The sequence below is a fragment of the Methylobacterium sp. CCH5-D2 genome (genome assembly GCF_001556475.1).
GTDB lineage: Bacteria > Pseudomonadota > Alphaproteobacteria > Rhizobiales > Beijerinckiaceae > Methylobacterium > Methylobacterium hispanicum.
Genome location: NZ_LSIX01000858.1, coordinates 1 through 17,040 on the forward strand (window position 1 = coordinate 1; position 17,040 = coordinate 17,040).

Here is a 17,040-nt window from a genome sequence, read left to right on the forward strand (position 1 = left end):
CTCACCCCAACCCTCTCCCTATGGGAGAGGGAGGCACGGCGCGGTTCACCGCACGCCGCCGAACCGATCAACCGGAGGCCGCCTGAGACGGGCGGGGGCGGTTCCCCGCCGCCCCTTCCGGCTATCCCCGCACCCTCTCCGCCACCGCCCGCGCGAGCTGCGCCGCCTGGTTGCGGATGTCGGGCACGGCCGTGCATTCCCAGAACACGCCGCGGATGAGCGGCCCGAGCGTCCAGAGCGGGGCCGGCAAATCGCCGGTCACTTCGCCCGCGACCGAGAGGTCGGGGTGCACGTCGAGCCCGATGCCGAAGGGACCGGGCCGGACCAGCCCGCGGCCGATCAGGCGGCGCAGGAGCGGGTCGGCGGTCTCGGCGACCCGGCCGATGCCGCGGGCGCCGAGGATGCACTGGACCGCGAAGGTCTCCGTCTCCCCTGCCCCGCGCGGCCGGCAGGTGACCAGCGCCTCGTCGGGCCGGTCCTCGATCGAGAGGAGCCGGGCTGCGCGGACCTCCAGCGTGCCCGCCGCGATCTCCGCGGCGATGGCCGCGCCCGCGGGCGGCGCGGCGCGGTGGCGGTGGACGTCCCAGAACGGGCGCAGGTGGCGAAGGAAGCGCGCCTTCTCGGCCTCCGGGAGGCCGAGCCAGAGCGTGTCGGTGATCGGCCGCAGGGCGTCCAGCACCCCGTGCCAGCCGACGCCGACGGCGGCTGCCGCCGCGACCTCCCGGCGGATGCGGGCGAGCAGCCGCGTGAGCGAGGCGCGCTCCCCCGCCGAGAAGTCCGGCAGCGGCCAGGCGCCGGCCGGCGCGTGCACGGTGGAGACTTGTCCCCGGCGCGAGAGCGCGACGATGCGGCCGGCAAAGCCGTGACGCCTGAGGTTCATCACCGCATCGACCATGCTGAGGCCGGTGCCGACCACGAGGACGGCGCGATCCGGGTGCAGGCGCCCGAACCCGTCCGGGTTCCAGGGATCGGCCCGGTGGCGGCTGGCCGGCTCCTCGGGGGCGGCGAGGTTGCCCATCGCCAGCACGGCGCCCGCGGCGGGAAAGCGCCGGCCGCCCTCGCTGCGCAGGACGAGGCGCCCGTCCTCCGGCGCGATGTCGGTGATCGCCTCGTTGACGAGCTGCAGGCGCGGGGCGCCCGGCCCGGTCACGGCGGCGGTGAGCAATTCGGAGAGGTAGCGCCCGTAGAGGCCGCGGGCCGCGAAGGTGCCGGCAGAGGTCCGGCGGATGCCCTCGGCCTCGTCGGCACCCGCCAGCCAGTCCTCGAACTGCGACGGCCGGTCGGGGAAGGCGCTCATGTTGGCGGCGCGCACGTTGAGGAGGTGGTCCGGGTTGCCCGTCGCGTAGGCACGCCCGCGCCCGAAGCGCTCGGCGCGCTCGCAGAGCAGCACCGGCCGCCCCGGCGGCAACTGCGCCAGGAGCTGGATCGCCGCCGCGGTGCCGCTGAACCCCGCCCCGATCACGGCGATCGGGAGCGGATGCGCCTCGGCGGGGAGCGGTCGGTCTGACATCGGTCTTTCGGGAACCCGGGTCGGTGCGGGAGCCCCGGCGGCTCCCGCGGAAGAGTAGCCTGCCGTACCCCGGGCCGCCATGGAAGGCACCTCCCTTCTCCGGGCGGGACGGCGAAGGTCGCGCCCGCCGCCCGCGCGGCCCGGAGACGAATCTTCGCCCGGCCGCTCCGGTCATGGATCCCAAAGGTCGAGACCTTTGGCGGGTGCAGGGCAGAGCCCGCATTGGCTTCCTTCAACCGGCGAAGCCGGTTGAAGGAAGCCAAACCCGGGGCTGCGCGCCCCGGACCCCGCCCAAGGGCCTGAGGCCCTTGGGGATCCCCAGGGCGCTCAGACGACCGGCGCAGCCACCTTCTGGCGCAGGCCGGTGATCACCGCCTTCAGGATCTCGGTGCCCGCGGCGGCCGGATCGGGGGTCGGCACGTCGCCGCGCGCCGCGTAGATGCGCTCGTGCACGAAGGCGAGCTTGGCGATCACCGCGGGCGTCAGCACGAAGGGGTAGAGGTCGCTCTGGCCCATGCTGCGCGAGAGCGAGTTGATCGCGTAGGTCAGCGGCAGCCACGCCGCGATCAGGCGGTCGAGGTCCGGCGTCCGGTAGGGGTCGAAGTCGATCACCACCGGCTCGCTCCGCCCCGTCCGGAGGCGCGGGCGCAGGTGCAGCTCGAAGGTCGAGGCGGTCTCCACCGTATCGACGATGTGCAGGTAGTGCGCGAAGGTCTCGGCGAAATCCTCCCACGGATGGCTCGTCGCGTAGGTCGAGACGTAGGATTCCTCCCAGTTCGCGGGCGCGCCGCTGGCGTAGTGCGTCTGCAGGGCGGCGGCGTAGTTCAGGCTCTCGTCGCCGAACAGCGCCCGGAACGCGTCGAGATGGGGGCTGTTCTGGACGAGCAGGTACCAGAAATAGTGCCCGATCTCGTGCCGGAAGTGGCCCAGTAGCGTCCGGTAGTGCTCGCCGAACAGCGTCCGGCGCCGTTCGCGCTCGACGTCGTCGGCCTCGGCGATGTTCATCGTGATGAGGCCGTTGAGGTGCCCCGTCATCACCGGGGGGCCGCCCAAATAGGTCTCGGAGGGATCGACCAGGAAGTCGAAGGCGAGGCCGTCCGTGTACTGGGCCCGGGTCGCGAGCGGCAGGTCGAGGCGCAGCAGCGAGTAGAACAGCCGGTGCTTGGCCGCCTCCACCTGCCGCCAGCGCGTGAGGTTCCAGGGAATCGTGAGGTCCGGCACCACGTGGTTGTGCCGGCAGGTGGTGCAGAAGATGTCGGGGGACTCGTCCGGCACCAGCCAGTTGCAGGCGCCGTGCCGGGCATTGGCGCAGAAGCGGTAGCGGCGGCCCGAATGCGCGTAGGCGTGGTAGACCGGAATCCCGGCCGAGCCCGGATGGGCCGAGGTGCCGACCGGCTCCAGCGCCGAGACCTCGTGCCGGTCGCAGACGTAGCCAAGGCGCCGCTCGCAGCTCTCGCAGGCGGTGGCCTCGAAGGTCACCGGCTGGTCGCAGGCCTGGCACTGGAAGATCTTCATACGTGGGTTCCGAGGCCGGCGCGTCCGTTGCGGCGGCCGGGCCGGGGACAGGCTTATCCTGTGCCACGCCCTCGACGCGTCAAAGTGTCTTGACGGACAAAGTTCCCTTGCCTCCTAACCGGGCCGTGCGACCGCCGCCCTCGACCCGCGGCGGGGCCGCACGGAACTTGCTTGCGGCGTCCCCCGTGTATCATCGGGCGTCGCCCCGCCGCGCGGCGGGATCGGGCGGCGTTCGTGCCCGGAATCGCTCAGACGAGACTGCCCGTGTCGATCAAAGCCGCCCTGCACCACGTCACGCACTACCGCTACGACAGGCCCATCAGCCTCGGGCCGCAGGTGATCCGCCTGCGCCCGGCGCCGCACGCGCGGGTGAAGATCCCGGCCTACGCCCTGACGGTGACGCCGCAGAATCATTTCCTGAACTGGCAGCAGGACCCGAACGGCAACTGGCTCGCCCGCCTCGTCTTCCCGGAGAAGACCGACGAGTTGAAGATCGAGGTCGATCTCACCGCCGAGATGGCGGTGATCAACCCGTTCGACTTCTTCGTCGAGGACTACGCGCAGGAGATGCCCTTCGCCTACGAGGCGGACCTGAAATCCGAGCTTGCGCCCTACCTCGCCCTCGACGAGGCGCAGGGACCCGAGCTCGACGCCTTCCTGGCCTCGCTGCCGGAGAAGACCGGGGGCGAGACCAACACGGTGCTGTTCCTCGTGGCGCTGAACCGAGCGGTTGCGGACGCGGTCACCTACGGCGTGCGCATGGAGCCGGGCGTGCAGAGCGCCGCAGAGACCCTGACCCTGGAGTCCGGGTCCTGCCGCGACTCGGCCTGGCTGATGGTGCAGATCCTGCGCCGCCTCGGCCTCGCGGCACGCTTCACCTCCGGCTACCTGATCCAGCTCGTGCCCGACACCACCGCGGTCGAGGGGCCGGAGGGCACCAAGACGGACTTCACCGACCTGCACGCCTGGGCGGAGGTCTACCTGCCGGGGGCCGGCTGGGTCGGGCTCGACGCGACCTCGGGCCTGCTCTGCGGCGAGGGCCACATCCCGCTGGCCTCGACGCCGCACTACCGCACGGCCGCGCCGATCTCCGGTCTCGCGGAGCCCGCCGAGACCGAGTTCGGCTTCGAGATGGGCGTGACCCGCGTCGCCGAGTCGCCGCGCGTGACGAAGCCCTTCTCGGACGGCGTTTGGGCCGACATGGACGCGCTCGGCGAGCGGGTCGACCGGGACCTTGCCGCGCAGGACGTGCGCCTGACCATGGGCGGCGAGCCGACCTTCGTGTCGATCGACGATTTCGAGGCGGAGGAGTGGAACACCGGGGCGGTCGGGCCGACCAAGCGCCACCTCGCCGACCAGCTGATCCGGCGCCTGCGCGACCGCTTCGGCGCGGGCGGCCTGCTGCATTACGGCCAGGGCAAGTGGTATCCGGGCGAGAGCCTGCCGCGCTGGGCCTTCGGTCTGTACTGGCGCCGGGACGGCAAGCCGGTCTGGTCGAACGCCGACCTGATCGCGCCGGAATCGGGCACGGGCGCCACCATCACGCAGGCCCGCAGCTTCACCGAGGCGCTGGCCGAGCGGCTCGGCCTGCGCGCCTACGTCATCCCGGCCTTCGAGGACACCGAGCACTGGGAGAAGGAGCGCGAGCGCCTGCCCGTCAACGTCACGCCGATCCGTGCCCAGAGCGGCTCGGCCGAGTACGATGCCCGGATCAAGCGGGTCTTCACCCGCGGCTTCGGCGAGCCGACCGCCTACGTGCTGCCGCTGGCAAGCCTCCCGATGGGGGGCTTTTCCGAGCGGGCCTGGATCTCGGAGGCCTGGGACTTCCGCCGCGGCCACGCCTTCCTGGTGCCGGGCGACTCGCCCGCGGGCTTCCGCCTGCCGCTGGGCTCGCTGCCGCACGTGCCGCCCGAGAGCTACCCCTACTACCAGCCCCAGGACCCGCTGGAGGCCCGCGGCGATCTCGCCGACCATCCGGGCCGCGCGGCCCCGCGCAACGGCGGCGGGGTCGAGGGCGTGGCGGTGCGCACCGCGCTCGCGGTCGAGCCCCGCGACGGGGTGGTGCGGGTGTTCATGCCCCCGCTCCAGCGCATCGACGAGTATTTCGAGCTCGTCGGCCACATCGAGGCGGCCGCCGCCCAGTGCCGCCAGCCCGTCCACATCGAGGGCTACGAGCCGCCCTACGACCCGCGCGTCAGCATCGTGAAGGTCACGCCCGATCCCGGCGTGATCGAGGTGAACGTGCACCCGGCCGCCTCCTGGCGCGAGGCGGTGGCGATCACCACCGGCCTCTACGAGGAGGCGCGCCTAACCCGGCTCGGCGCCGAGAAGTTCATGACCGACGGGCGCCACACCGGCACCGGCGGCGGCAACCACGTTGTGGTGGGCGGCGCGACGCCCGACGACTCGCCCTTCCTGCGGCGCCCCGACCTGCTGAAGAGCCTCGTGCTCTACTGGCAGCGGCACCCGTCCCTCTCCTACCTGTTCTCGGGCCTCTATATCGGCCCGACGAGCCAAGCCCCGCGCATGGACGAGGCGCGCCACGACGGGCTCTACGAGCTGGAGGTGGCGCTGAACCAAGTGCCGGAGCCGGACGCGCCCAACATCCCGCGCTGGCTCGTCGACCGGATCTTCCGCAACATCTTGGTGGACGTCACCGGCAACACCCACCGGGCCGAGATCTGCATCGACAAGCTCTACTCGCCGGACGGGCCCACGGGGCGCCTCGGCCTCGTGGAGTTCCGCGCCTTCGAGATGCCGCCGGACGCCCGGATGAGCCTCGCCCAGCAATTGCTGCTGCGCGCGCTGATCGCGTGGTTCTGGCGCGAGCCCCAGACCGGTGGTTGTGTCCGCTGGGGCACGGGGCTGCACGATCGCTTCATGTTGCCCCATTTTCTGGCGGCCGACTTCCGCTCCGTGCTGGATGACCTCGCCCGGGCCGGCTACGCTTTCGACCCGGCCGCCTTCGAGGCGCAGAGCCTGTTCCGCTTCCCCGTCTTCGGTCAGGTGGAGCACGCGGGCGTGCATCTCGAGCTGCGTCAGGCGCTGGAGCCGTGGCACGTGCTCGGCGAGGAAGGATCGAGCGGAGGGACCGTGCGCTTCGTCGACAGCTCCGTCGAGCGCCTGCAGGTGAAGGTGACCGGCTTCGTGCCGGGGCGCCACGTCATCGCCTGCAACGGCCGGCGCCTGCCGATGACCGCGACCGGCACCGCCGGGGAAGCGGTGGCGGGCCTGCGCTTCAAGGCGTGGCAGCCGGCCTCCTCGCTCCACCCGACGATCCCGGCGCATTCGCCGCTCACCTTCGACATCCTCGACGCCTGGAGCGGGCGGGCGCTCGGCGGCTGCCGCTACCACGTCTCCCATCCGGGCGGGCGCAGCTACGACACGCACCCGGTCAACGCCTACGAGGCGGAGGGGCGCCGCCTCTCGCGCTTCCAGCCGCACGGGCACACCCCGGGCCGGGTCGCGATGCCGCGCGAGGAGGTCAATCCCGAGTTCCCGCTCACCCTCGACCTCAGGACGCCCGGGCCGCAATGACCGCGCTCGCGGAGGTGAGGGAGAAGGCGGGCGGCCCGGCGCCGCTCGCCCGCTGGACGGACGGCTACGCGCCGCTGCCGGGCCGGCCCGACGAGTACCTCGCCCCCGACGGCACACCGCGCGACGCGTCGTGGTCGCACCTGCTCGACCAGCTCGGGCGCCTCGGCGAGCCCGAGATGATGGCCCGCTTCGTCTCGGCGGAGCGGCACATCCGCGATGCCGGCATCTCCTTCCGGGTCTATGGGGACCAGCGCGAGCACGCCTGGCCGCTCGGCTCCCTGCCGCTGGTGATCGGGGCCGCCGAGTGGCGCGCGCTCTCCGCCGGGCTGGTCCAGCGGGCCGAGCTGATGGAGGCGATCCTCGCCGACGCCTACGGCCCCGGCGACCTCGTGGCGGGCGGCCACCTGCCGGCCGCCGTGGTGGCGGGCTCGCCCGAGTTCCTGCGCCCGCTCCACGGGGTCGCGCCGCCGGGCGGGCGCTACCTCAAGCTCTACGCCGCCGATATCGGCCGGGGCCCGGACGGGCGCTGGCGGGTGCTGGCAGACCGGACCCAGGCCCCCTCCGGCCTCGGCTGGGCGCTGGAGAACCGGATGGTGCTGGCCCGCGCCTTCCCGGACATCTTCGAGGCCTGCCACGTCGAGCGCTTCCCGGCCTTCTTCCAGGCGTTTCGCGACGGCCTCGCGGCGGGTGCCGAGCGGGCCGACCCGCGCATCTGCCTGCTGACCTCGGGCCCCTACAGCAGCACCTATGTCGAGCAGGCCGCGCTCGCCCGCTATCTCGGCCTGATGCTGGTCGAGGGCGACGACCTCGTGATGCAGGACGGGCGCCTGCACGTCCGCACCGTCTCGGGGCTGAAGCGCTGCGACGCGCTCTGGCGCCGGATCGACGCCGACTATCTCGATCCCCTGGAACTGAACCCGGCCTCGCGGCTCGGCGTGCCGGGCGTGCTCGAAGCGCTGCGCAACGGCAGCCTCGTGATGGCCAACATGCCGGGCTCGGGCCTCGTCGAGTCGGGCGCGCTCGAACCCTATCTCGACGGCATCGCCCGGCGCATGCTCGGCGAGCCCCTGCGGCTCGCCGGCCCGCCGACCTGGTGGTGCGGCTGCCCGGACGGGCTCGCGCATGTCCGCGACAACCTCGATGCCCTGACGCTGCGCCCGGCGGCGACGCCCCAGCGCGGGGCCGGACGCGACGCGCTGCTCGGGGCGCAGGCGCTGGCCGCCGACCGGGCCCGCGCCGTCGCGACGCTCGGCGAGCGGCCCTTCGACTATGTGGGGCAGGCGCTCGGGCCCCTCTCGACCATGCCGGGCTGGGAGCGGACCGACGCGGGCCTGCGCCTCGTGCCGCGTCCCTTCGTGCTCCGGGTCTTCGCCGCGCGCACGTCCCAGGGCTGGCAGGTGATGCCGGGCGGCTTCTGCCGCGTCGCCGAGCGCGAGGACGCCGACCCGACCGAGATGCGCCTCGGCATCCGGGCGGCCGACGTCTGGGTCCTCTCCGAGACCCCCGTCGAGACCGCGACCCTGGTTCAGGGGCGCCCGCCCCGGGTGCGGCGGCTTGCCGGCCACCTGCCCTCGCGGGCCGCCGACGGGCTGTTCTGGTTCGGCCGCTACACCGAGCGGGCCGAGGGCGTGATCCGCCTCGTGCTCGCCCATCTCCGGAGCGTGGGCGACGCCGTCGTCACCGACATCGCCGGCGGCGCCTACGCGCCGACCGCCGCCCGCATCCGTCGCCTGATCGCCGAGTGGGGCGCGGGCAGCGCCGCCGACCTGCCGACCGCCGCGCTGGCCCAGGAGGCGCTCAGCGGGCGCACGGCGCCGGGCTCGGCCCGTGCCCATATCGAGTCGGCCCGCCGGAACGCCGCCAAGCTGCGCAACCGCCTCTCGGGCGAGGCCTGGCGCGTGTTGGCGGACCTCGTGGACCTGCTGGCCCTCGATCCGGGCCGGGCGTTTACCGAGTCGCAGCTCATCGGCCGGGCCGAGCGGGCGCTGAGCCACCTCGCGGCCCTCTCGGGGCTCGCCCATGAGAACATGAGCCGGGCGGCGGGCTGGCACTTCATCGATCTCGGCCGGCGCATCGAGCGGGCGATCAACACCTGCGACTTCGCCCTCGCGCTCGCCGACGACGAGGCCACGCCCGAGAGCCTCGGCGTGATGCTGGCGCTCTGCGACTCGCAGCTGAGCTACGGCTCCCGCTACCTGCAGGGCGTGGCGCTCGACCCCGTGCGCGACATGGTGCTGCTCGACCCCTACAACCCGCGCTCCGTCGCCTTCCAGGCGGAGGCGATCGCCCGCCACCTCGCCGACCTGCCCGCGCTCGCCGCCGACGGCGTGCCCGAGCCCCATTGCCGGCTGGCCGCGCGCATCGTGGCGGAGTTCCGCAGCGGCGAGGCCGCCGATTTCGACGCGGTCGGCATGGCACGGGTCGAGGGCGAACTGGAGCGGCTCGCCGACGCCATCGCCGGCCGCTACTTCCCGGCCGGCCCCCAGGCGGCGCGTCCGGAGAAGCTCGGGGGGCTCGGGTGATCTACACGCTGCGCCACCGCACCACCTACCGCTACGCCCGGCCCGTGCGCTTCGCCCGCTGCTCCCTGCGGCTGAAGCCGCGGGACGGCGACGGCCAGACCGTACTGGCGAGCGCGGTGACGATCGAGCCGAGCCCGGCCAGCGCGGTGACCCGGCGGGACTATTTCGGCATCGAGGCGCTCGGCATCTGTCTCGACACGCCGCACGCCGAGTTCGTGGTCGAGGCCAATTCCCGGGTCGCGGTCGACCGGCCCGCCCCGCCCGAGCCGGAATCCGGTCCCGCTTGGGACGCGGTGCGCGACGCCGTGGTGGCGAGCCGCGACCTCTCGGGCCAGGCGCCGGTGCACTTCCTCTTCCCGAGTGCCCGCGTGCCGCTGGTGCCCGCGGTGACGGACTACGCCCGCGCGAGCTTCGGGGCCGGCCGTAGCGCCTACGGGGCGGCCCACGACCTGATGCGCCGGATCCGCGCCGATTTCCGCTTCGATTCCGCGGCCACCGCCGTCGATACGCCACTCGCCGACGCGTTCCGGCTGCGCGCTGGCGTCTGCCAGGACTTCGCCCACGTGATGATCGCGGGGTTGCGCGGCATGGGCCTGCCCGCGGCCTATGTCAGCGGGTACCTGCGCACCACCCCGCCTCCGGGCCGCCCGCGCCTCCAGGGGGCGGATGCCAGCCACGCCTGGGTCGCGGTCTGGTGCGGGGAGCGGTGGCTCGGCCTCGACCCGACGAACGACTGCGCGGTCGGCAACGACCACATCGTGGTGGCGCGCGGGCGCGACTACGGCGACGTGTCGCCCATCGACGGCATCGTCACCGCCTCCGGCCGGCAGCGCCTGCGCGTCGAGGTGGACGTGATCCCGGAGGGTGAGGCCGCGCCGGAACTGGCGCTGGCGGTGTAGGGCGTGCCGCCTACGCGTCGTCGAGCGCCGCTCGCCAGTCACAGCCGGCGTAGAAGACGCGCAGGATCGTCACTTGAGATGCATCGACCGTGAAGGCGATCGTCAGCCGTCGAGCGAAGCCGACCGTCCGGAGGCCGGGCCGAATATCGTCGCGTCGCGTTCCACGCTCCGACGCGACGTCGAACCCCCTCAAGTACGTCTCGACGCGTTCGATAAAGGAGAGGGCGACCGTGGGCGATGCCGCCTCGGCGATCCAGGCGTAGAGATGGAGTAAGTCATCCCGCGCTTCAGGTGCGAGGACGACGATCCGGTGGATCACGCGTGGCCTTTCAGGCGCTCTGCATGATGAGCACGGATCTCGGAGAACACGCTCTCGGCGGAGAGGCCACGGGCAGGATCCGCCACCATCGCGTCGAAGGTCGGCGCGACCTCCTCGCGCAGCCAGCGCTCGACGGCATCGTCCCGCTCCCGGAGAGCCCGCAGGCCGGCACGGACGACCTCGCTGGTGGACGCATATGCGCCTGAGGCAACCTTTGCGTCGATAAAGGCTGCGTGCTCCGCCGGCAGACTGACGGTTCGCTTCTCGACTGTGGACATGGACGCCTCCGCACATCTCGGCATCCGCATGGTATGAACAATCCATACCGCCGTACAGTGCGCGGACCCCTACCCCCCGCCATCCGCGAAGCGCCGAAACGCCTCCAGCGTCTCGCCGCTGACGTGGTGCTCGATCCCCTCCGCGTCGCGCCGGGCCGTCTCGGGGCTGACGCCGAGCGCGCAGAGGAAGCGCTCGACCACTTGGTGCCGCTCGCGCGCTTGGTCGGCCAGGATCCGTCCGGCTTCGGTGAGGAACACGCCGCGATAGGGCCGCTGCTGCACCAGCCCGTCCTCGGAGAGGCGCTTGAGCATCTTGGCGACCGTCGGCTGCGCCACGCCGAGACGGGCCGCGATGTCGACCTGCCGCGCCTCGCCGCCGTCGCCGATCAGGTCGGCGATCAGCTCGACATAGTCCTCGGCGAGTTCCGAGCGCCGGGCCTCCCGGGCCTGCCGGAAGCTCGCGACATGGATCTCCGGATCGACGAGCGGGTCGCCCGCGGGGGCGGTCGTGCGGCTGGCCTGCATCGGTCGGGACACCTCGTCCGGGAGAGGAGTAGCGGAGGGCTGGCGGCCCTCATAGCCCAGGAGGCGCGCCGCCGGGAGCCCCCGGCCAGCCCTGGCCCGGCCTGTGCGGTCCGGCGACTTAGCTGTTCACAACGGTTATAGCAGGGGCTATATTGCGGCGCATGGGCCGGCCCGGCCCCCGAGGATCTTCGTGAACGTCAGCCCGCATCCCATTGCCCCGGACCCGAGCTGGCGCTCCGCCGAGGCGGCGGACGAGCCGAGCCTCGGCGCGCTCAACGCCAGCGTGGCGGTGCGGGCGAGCGGCTCCTGGCCGCGGCGCCTGCTCGGCTTCCTCGGGCCGGGCTACATGATCGCGGTCGGCTACATGGACCCGGGCAACTGGGCGACCGACATCGCGGGCGGCGCCCAGTTCGGCTACACGCTGCTCGCCGTCATCCTGATCTCGAACCTGATGGCGATCGTGCTGCAGGCGCTCAGCGCCCGGCTCGGCATCGCCACGGGGCGCGACCTCGCCCAGGCCTGCCGCGACGCCTATCCGCGACCCGTCGGCTTCGCGCTCTGGCTCGCCTGCGAGGCGGCGATCATCGCCTGCGACCTCGCCGAGGTGATCGGCACGGCGATCGCCCTGAAGCTGCTCTTCGGCCTGCCGCTCTGGCTCGGCGCCGTGATCACCGCCCTCGACGTGCTGGTGGTGCTGCTGCTGCTGCGCCGGGGCTTCCGGGCGCTCGAGGCCTTCGTGATCGGGCTGCTCACCGTCATCTTCGTCTGCTTCGCGGTGCAGATCGCGCTGGCCGCCCCCCCGGTCGCGGCGGTGCTCGGCGGCTTCGTGCCCTCCGCCGAGATCGTCACGAACCCGGCCGCCCTCTACATCGCCATCGGCATCATCGGCGCCACCGTGATGCCCCACAACCTCTACCTGCACTCCTCCATCGTGCAGACCCGCGCCTACCCGCGCGACCTCGCGGGCAAGCGCGAGGCCCTGCGCTTCGCGGTGGCGGATTCCACCATCGCCCTCACGCTCGCCCTCTTCGTCAACGCCGCGATCCTGATCCTGGCGGCCTCCGTGTTCCACGCCTCCGGGCGCACCGACGTGGAGGAGATCGAGCAGGCCTACGAGCTGCTCTCGCCGCTGCTCGGGGTCGGCCTCGCCTCGACGCTGTTCGGGGTGGCGCTGCTGGCCTCGGGCCTCAACTCGACCGTGACCGCGACGCTCGCCGGGCAGATCGTGATGGAGGGCTTCCTGCGCCTGCGCCTGCCGAGCTGGGCGCGACGCCTGATCACCCGCGGCATCGCCATCGTGCCGGTGGTCGCGGTGGCGATCATCTACGGCGATGCGGGCACCGCCAAGCTCCTCGTGCTGAGCCAGGTGGTGCTCTCGATGCAGCTGCCCTTCGCGGTGATCCCGCTCGTCAGCTTCGTCGCGGACCGGAGCAAGATGGGCGCGCTGGTGGTGCCCGGCTGGCTGAAATGGCTGTCCTGGGCCATCGCCGGCATCATCGTGATGCTGAACCTCAAGCTCCTGGCCGACACGCTGACGGGCGTGTGACCGGCCCCGCGATGGGATAGACGGGCGCCGTCGCCGGGTTGCCCCGGCGGGCGCGGCGATCCCGGATGAGCGTGCAGGCGAACACCAAGCGAACCTATGCCGGCCCCGATCTGCGCCGACTGGTCGAGGCGCGCGCCCGCGCCCTCGGCTTCTGCGCGCTGGGCCTGACCACCCCCGACGCGGTGCCGCTGCTGCCGGAGCGCCTCGCCGCGTGGCTCGCCGAGGGCGCGCAGGGCGAGATGGGCTGGATGGCGGAGCGCGCCGACCAGCGCGCGGATCCGGCGACGCTCTGGCCGGCGGTGCGCAGCGTCTGGGTGCTCGCCATGAGCTACCGGCCCGAGACCGACCCGCTCGCCCTCCTCGCCCGGCGGGATCGCGGCGCGATCGCGGCCTATGCCCAGCGGCGCGACTACCACGAGGTGCTCAAGGGCAAGCTGAAGGAACTCGGCGGCTACCTCTCGGCGAAGTCGGGATGCCCCGTGAAGGTCTTCGTCGACACCGCCCCCGTGATGGAGAAGCCGCTCGCCGAGGCCGCCGGGCTCGGCTGGCAGGGCAAGCACACGGTGCTGCTCTCGCGCGAGCACGGCAACTGGCTCCTGCTCGGCGCGATCTACAGCGCCGCCGCGATGGAGCCGGACACGGCCGGCGCGGGCCGCTGCGGCACCTGCCGGGCCTGCCTCGACGTCTGCCCGACGGCGGCCTTCCCCGAGCCCTACCGGCTCGATGCCCGGCGCTGCCTCTCCTACCTGACCATCGAGCATGCGGGCCCGATCCCCGAGGAATTCCGCCGCCCGATGGGCAACCGGATCTTCGGCTGCGACGACTGCCTCGCGGTCTGCCCCTGGAACAAGTTCGCGCGCACCGCCGCCGAGACCCGGATGAGCGCCCGCAACGACCTCGCCGCGCCGCCGCTGGCGGAACTCGCCGCGCTCGACGACGCCGGATTCCGGGCGCGGTTTGCCGGCACGCCGGTCAAGCGCACCGGCCGCGACCGCTTCCTGCGCAACGTGCTGATCGCGATCGGCAACGCGGGCGATCCCGCCCTCGGTGCGGCGGCGCTCGACCATCTCTCCGACCCCGCGCCGCTCGTGCGGGGCATGGCCGTCTGGGCCCTCGCGCGCTACCTCGACGGCGCGGCGCTCGATGCGCTGCACGCCCGGCACGGCGCGGCCGAGACCGACCCGCACGTGCGGGCGGAGTGGCGGGCGGCGCTGGCGCGCGATCCGGAGACCTGAGGACCCATGAACCTGTTCGTCTTCGGCCTCGGCTTCTCGGCCCGGCGCTTCGCGGAGGTCGCGCGCGGGCGCTTCGGGCAGATCCGGGCGAGCGTGACCGATCCGGACAAGGCCCGCGCGCTCTCGGACGAGACCGGCTTCTCGGTGCGCGCCTTCGGGCCGGAGGGGGATGATCCGCGCATCGCCGACGACCTCGCCGACACCGACGTGCTCCTCGTCTCGGTGCCGCCGCAGCCCGAGGGCGACCCGACGCTGCGCGCCTACCGGGACGTGATCGCGGCGAGCCGCGTCCGCTGGATCGGCTATCTCTCGACCATCGGCATCTACGGCGACCACGGCGGCGCCTGGATCGACGAGACCACCCTGCCGGCGCCGTTGAGCGCCCGTTCGAAGATGCGGCTCGCGGTCGAGAACGCCTGGTTCGATCTCGGGCGCGAGACGGGCAAGGCCGTGCAGGTCTTCCGGCTGTCGGGCATCTACGGGCCGGGCAGGAATCCCATCGTGAAGCTGCGCGAGGGCCGCTCGCAGCGCATCGTGAAGCGGGGGCAGGTCTTCAACCGGATCCACATCGACGACATCGCGGCGACGCTCATCGCCTCGATCGAGCACCCCCGGGCGGGAGCCGTCTACAACGTCACCGACGACGAGCCGGCCCCCCCGCAGGTGGTGACCGCGTACGCCGCCGGGATCGCCGGCCTGCCGCTGCCGCCGGAGGTCGATTTCGAGACCGCCGACCTCAGCCCGATGGCCCGCAGCTTCTACGGCGAGAACAAGCGCGTGCGGAACCGGCTGATCCGGGAGGAACTCGGCGTGGCGCTGGCCTTCCCGACCTACCGGGAGGGCCTGGCCGCCCTGAAGGACGCCGGGTAGGCGCCGCTCATCCGGAAGGCTTCCGCCCCGGCCGCAGCAACCCGCTTCGCGAAGTCCGGGCAAGCCCGTGCTCGGTCTTGTTCCAGCGGTTCGGCGCCCGCACCAGCTCGAGCACGGCAAGCCACGCCGCGAGGCTGACGCAGCAGAAATAGGCCGGCATCAGGGGCACCCAGACGGTCAGGTCGAGCCAGCCCCTCCGGATGCAGCCGAGCGCCGCCGGCAGCATCAGGGCGAGGAAGCCGGCGACGAAGAGCAGCACGGACAGGCCCTGCGGCAGGCGGGACAGCAGGGTCGGCGCCTCCGGCTGCGTGCGCAGGAACAGGTCGTAGACGGTCAGCACGAGGTAGAGCGGGTAGACCAGCGCCGAGAGCACGGCACCGGGCACCAGCGCCAAAGCCGCGAGCCCCCGTACCGGGCCGAGGCGCCGGATCGTCTCCAGGGGCGCCCGTCCGTGCGTCAGGCTGGTCTGCAGGAAGCCCTTGATCCAGCGCACGCGCTGGTGGAGCCAAGCCCGCCCGCGGACCGGTGCCTCCTCGATCGTGCCGCTCGGCAGGTCGCCCACATCGTAGCCCGCGAGCGCGAGGCGGACGCCGAGGTCGGCGTCCTCGGTGACGTTCCAGGCGTCCCAGCCGTGCAGGTCGCGCAGGGTGCGGGTGCGGAAATGGGTCGAGGTGCCGCCGAGCGGCATCGGCAGGCGCCAGCGGGCGAGCGCCGGGTTCAGCACCCCGAACAGGCCGAGATATTCGAGCGTGAAGAAGCGGGCGAACCAGGAATCGCCCGGGTTGTCGATGAGCAGCCGTCCCTGGAGCGCGGCGGTCGTCGCGGGCGAGCGCGCGAACAAGGCCGCGGCGAGCCGGAGCTGGTTCTCCGCCGGCACGTCCTCGGCGTCGTAGACCACGAGCAGGCTGCCGCGGGCGAGCGGCAGGGCGGCGTTGAGCGCCCGCGGCTTGGTCCGGGGCAGGCCCGGCGGCATCACCACCGTCTCGAACCGGGCCGGGAACGGATAGCGGGCGAGCGCCCGCGCGGTCTCCGCGTCGTCGGCCTCGATCAGGAACTTCACGTCGAGCTTCGCGAGCGGATAGTCGAGCCGGGCGAGCGCCCGGACGAGCCGGTCCACCACCGCCCCCTCGCGGTACATCGCGATCATCACCGTGTAGGTGGGCAGTTCCGCGTCCGCGAGCGGCCGCACGCGTGCCGCGATCACCCCGGCCCCCAGGAAGGCCGCGCCGATGCGCAGGCCGGTCATCGCCAGGAACACGAGCTGCACCGCGACCGTCACGGCCAGCGCCAGCATCGGCGGCAGCGCCGCGAAGAGGCAGAATCCGGTGCAGGCGAGCAGGAAGAGGAACAGCAGCCAGCGGTTGGCGGGCTCCCGCCCGAAGGCCCAGTGGGGCGCGCGGGCCTGGAGGTTGTCCGCCGCGTAGGCCGCGACCTCGGGCCCGCGCGCCGCGAACACCGCCTCGCGCAGCCGCGTCGGCGTGGTGATCGCCGGCATGCCGCGCCGGTACCCGGTCTCGAGGAGTTCGGCCACCTGCGGCCCGCGGGGCGCGAGCACGCAGGGCGCCACCGCCCCCGTGGCGAGCGGCGCGAGCCCGGCGACGAGGCTGTCGGGGAAGCGCAGGCCCGGCCCGAACGGGATCGCGCCGTCGAGGAAGGGCGCGCCGAGCGCACGGGCGAGCGCCCGGTAGTAGTCGTCCTCGTGGATCAAGCCGGCGTTGAGCATCGCGGTCGCGGCGTCGGTGCCGCTCGCCCGGGCGAGGTCGGCGGTCCGGGCGAGGCGCGCGGCCGGCACGCCCGCCCGGAGCAGGAAGGCGATCTCGGGTGGCAGCGCCCGCGCGTCGGAGGCGGGCATGGGTGGGCGAGGCAGGAACGACACGGATCCCCCGCTCCCGCGGCCCGCGGAACGTGCTAGACAGGCGGGCGAGCCGAGCCGCCTGACCGGGGCCAGCGGACACTAGGACTGTTATCCCGTCAAGACGCGTTCGGCATGATCTCAAGATTCCGGTTGATCCTTGCGGCAATTCTGTTCTTCGCGCCCGCCGCGCAGCAGATCCGTGCTGAGCCTGCTCCGTCCGAGAGCGTGAGGATCCCGAACTTCTGGAACCCGCGGGCGCGCGGCGAGCGGATCGAGGCGCCCCAGACCGGCCGCGCGGTCCGCTTCCTCACCGACGACGAGTTCCCGCCGCTGCACTTCGCCGGCCCGGACGGGGCGCCGACCGGCTTCGCCGTCGAGTTGGCCCGCGCCGTGTGCGAGCGCCTCGCGATCCCCTGCACGGTGCAGGCC

13 protein-coding genes are annotated in these 17,040 nt (G+C 73.1%); 7 read left to right on the plus strand and 6 right to left on the minus strand.

What is annotated here, in order from left to right:
• Positions 1-121: 121 nt before the first annotated feature.
• Positions 122-1,510 (minus strand): FAD/NAD(P)-binding protein, encoded by a 1,389-nt coding sequence (locus AX737_RS22595; RefSeq protein ID WP_066925100.1) that lies wholly within the window; start codon positions 1,508-1,510, stop codon positions 122-124.
• A 327-nt stretch (positions 1,511-1,837) separates the two neighbouring features.
• A complete protein-coding gene (locus AX737_RS22600; RefSeq protein ID WP_066925103.1) occupies positions 1,838-3,025 on the minus strand; it encodes a putative zinc-binding peptidase in 1,188 nt (395 codons plus the stop codon).
• 264 nt (positions 3,026-3,289) lie between these two features.
• Between AX737_RS22600 and AX737_RS22605 the strand changes: the two genes are divergently transcribed.
• From AX737_RS22605 to AX737_RS22615, 3 genes are read left to right on the plus strand one after another with little or no spacing between them, the layout of a single operon-like run.
• Entirely contained in the window at positions 3,290-6,562 is a 3,273-nt protein-coding gene (locus AX737_RS22605) for a transglutaminase family protein (RefSeq protein WP_082773240.1), read from the plus strand.
• Positions 6,559-9,084: a circularly permuted type 2 ATP-grasp protein gene (locus tag AX737_RS22610; protein WP_066925109.1), complete on the plus strand. Its 2,526-nt coding sequence runs from the start codon at positions 6,559-6,561 to the stop codon at positions 9,082-9,084. Before AX737_RS22605 ends, AX737_RS22610 begins: the two co-directional genes overlap by 4 nt.
• Complete coding sequence (locus AX737_RS22615; protein ID WP_066925112.1) at positions 9,081-9,983, plus strand: transglutaminase family protein; 903 nt, start codon at positions 9,081-9,083, stop codon at positions 9,981-9,983. The genes AX737_RS22610 and AX737_RS22615 overlap by 4 nt, the downstream gene beginning before the upstream one ends.
• A gap of 10 nt (positions 9,984-9,993) precedes the next feature.
• Here AX737_RS22615 and AX737_RS22620 read toward each other — a convergent pair whose 3' ends face one another.
• From AX737_RS22620 to mntR, 3 genes are all read right to left on the minus strand, one after another.
• A complete protein-coding gene (locus tag AX737_RS22620) occupies positions 9,994-10,302 on the minus strand; it encodes a type II toxin-antitoxin system RelE/ParE family toxin (protein WP_066925114.1) in 309 nt (102 codons plus the stop codon).
• On the minus strand, positions 10,299-10,580 hold the full coding sequence (locus AX737_RS22625; protein ID WP_066925116.1) for a type II toxin-antitoxin system ParD family antitoxin: 282 nt from the start codon (positions 10,578-10,580) through the stop codon (positions 10,299-10,301). The genes AX737_RS22620 and AX737_RS22625 overlap by 4 nt, the downstream gene beginning before the upstream one ends.
• A gap of 69 nt (positions 10,581-10,649) precedes the next feature.
• A complete protein-coding gene (mntR, locus tag AX737_RS22630) occupies positions 10,650-11,105 on the minus strand; it encodes a manganese-binding transcriptional regulator MntR (RefSeq protein ID WP_066925118.1) in 456 nt (151 codons plus the stop codon).
• Positions 11,106-11,316: 211 nt separating this feature from the next.
• Here mntR and AX737_RS22635 point away from each other — a divergent pair, with 211 nt between their 5' ends.
• The 3 genes from AX737_RS22635 (at position 11,317) to AX737_RS22645 (ending at position 14,756) form a co-directional block, all read left to right on the plus strand.
• Positions 11,317-12,651, plus strand: coding sequence for an Nramp family divalent metal transporter (locus AX737_RS22635; RefSeq protein ID WP_066925123.1), 1,335 nt, complete (start codon positions 11,317-11,319; stop codon positions 12,649-12,651).
• Between the two features lie 65 nt (positions 12,652-12,716).
• Positions 12,717-13,886 (plus strand): tRNA epoxyqueuosine(34) reductase QueG, encoded by a 1,170-nt coding sequence (gene queG / locus AX737_RS22640; protein ID WP_082773241.1) that lies wholly within the window; start codon positions 12,717-12,719, stop codon positions 13,884-13,886.
• A gap of 6 nt (positions 13,887-13,892) precedes the next feature.
• Entirely contained in the window at positions 13,893-14,756 is an 864-nt protein-coding gene (locus AX737_RS22645) for an SDR family oxidoreductase (protein WP_066925120.1), read from the plus strand.
• A 7-nt stretch (positions 14,757-14,763) separates the two neighbouring features.
• On the opposite strand, the gene AX737_RS22650 is transcribed toward AX737_RS22645, so the two are convergent.
• A complete protein-coding gene (locus tag AX737_RS22650; protein WP_308445275.1) occupies positions 14,764-16,632 on the minus strand; it encodes a glycosyltransferase family 2 protein in 1,869 nt (622 codons plus the stop codon).
• A 111-nt stretch (positions 16,633-16,743) separates the two neighbouring features.
• Here AX737_RS22650 and AX737_RS36235 point away from each other — a divergent pair.
• Positions 16,744-17,040, plus strand: a 297-nt coding sequence (locus AX737_RS36235) for a transporter substrate-binding domain-containing protein (protein WP_245293490.1), incomplete at its 3' end; no start/stop codon positions are given.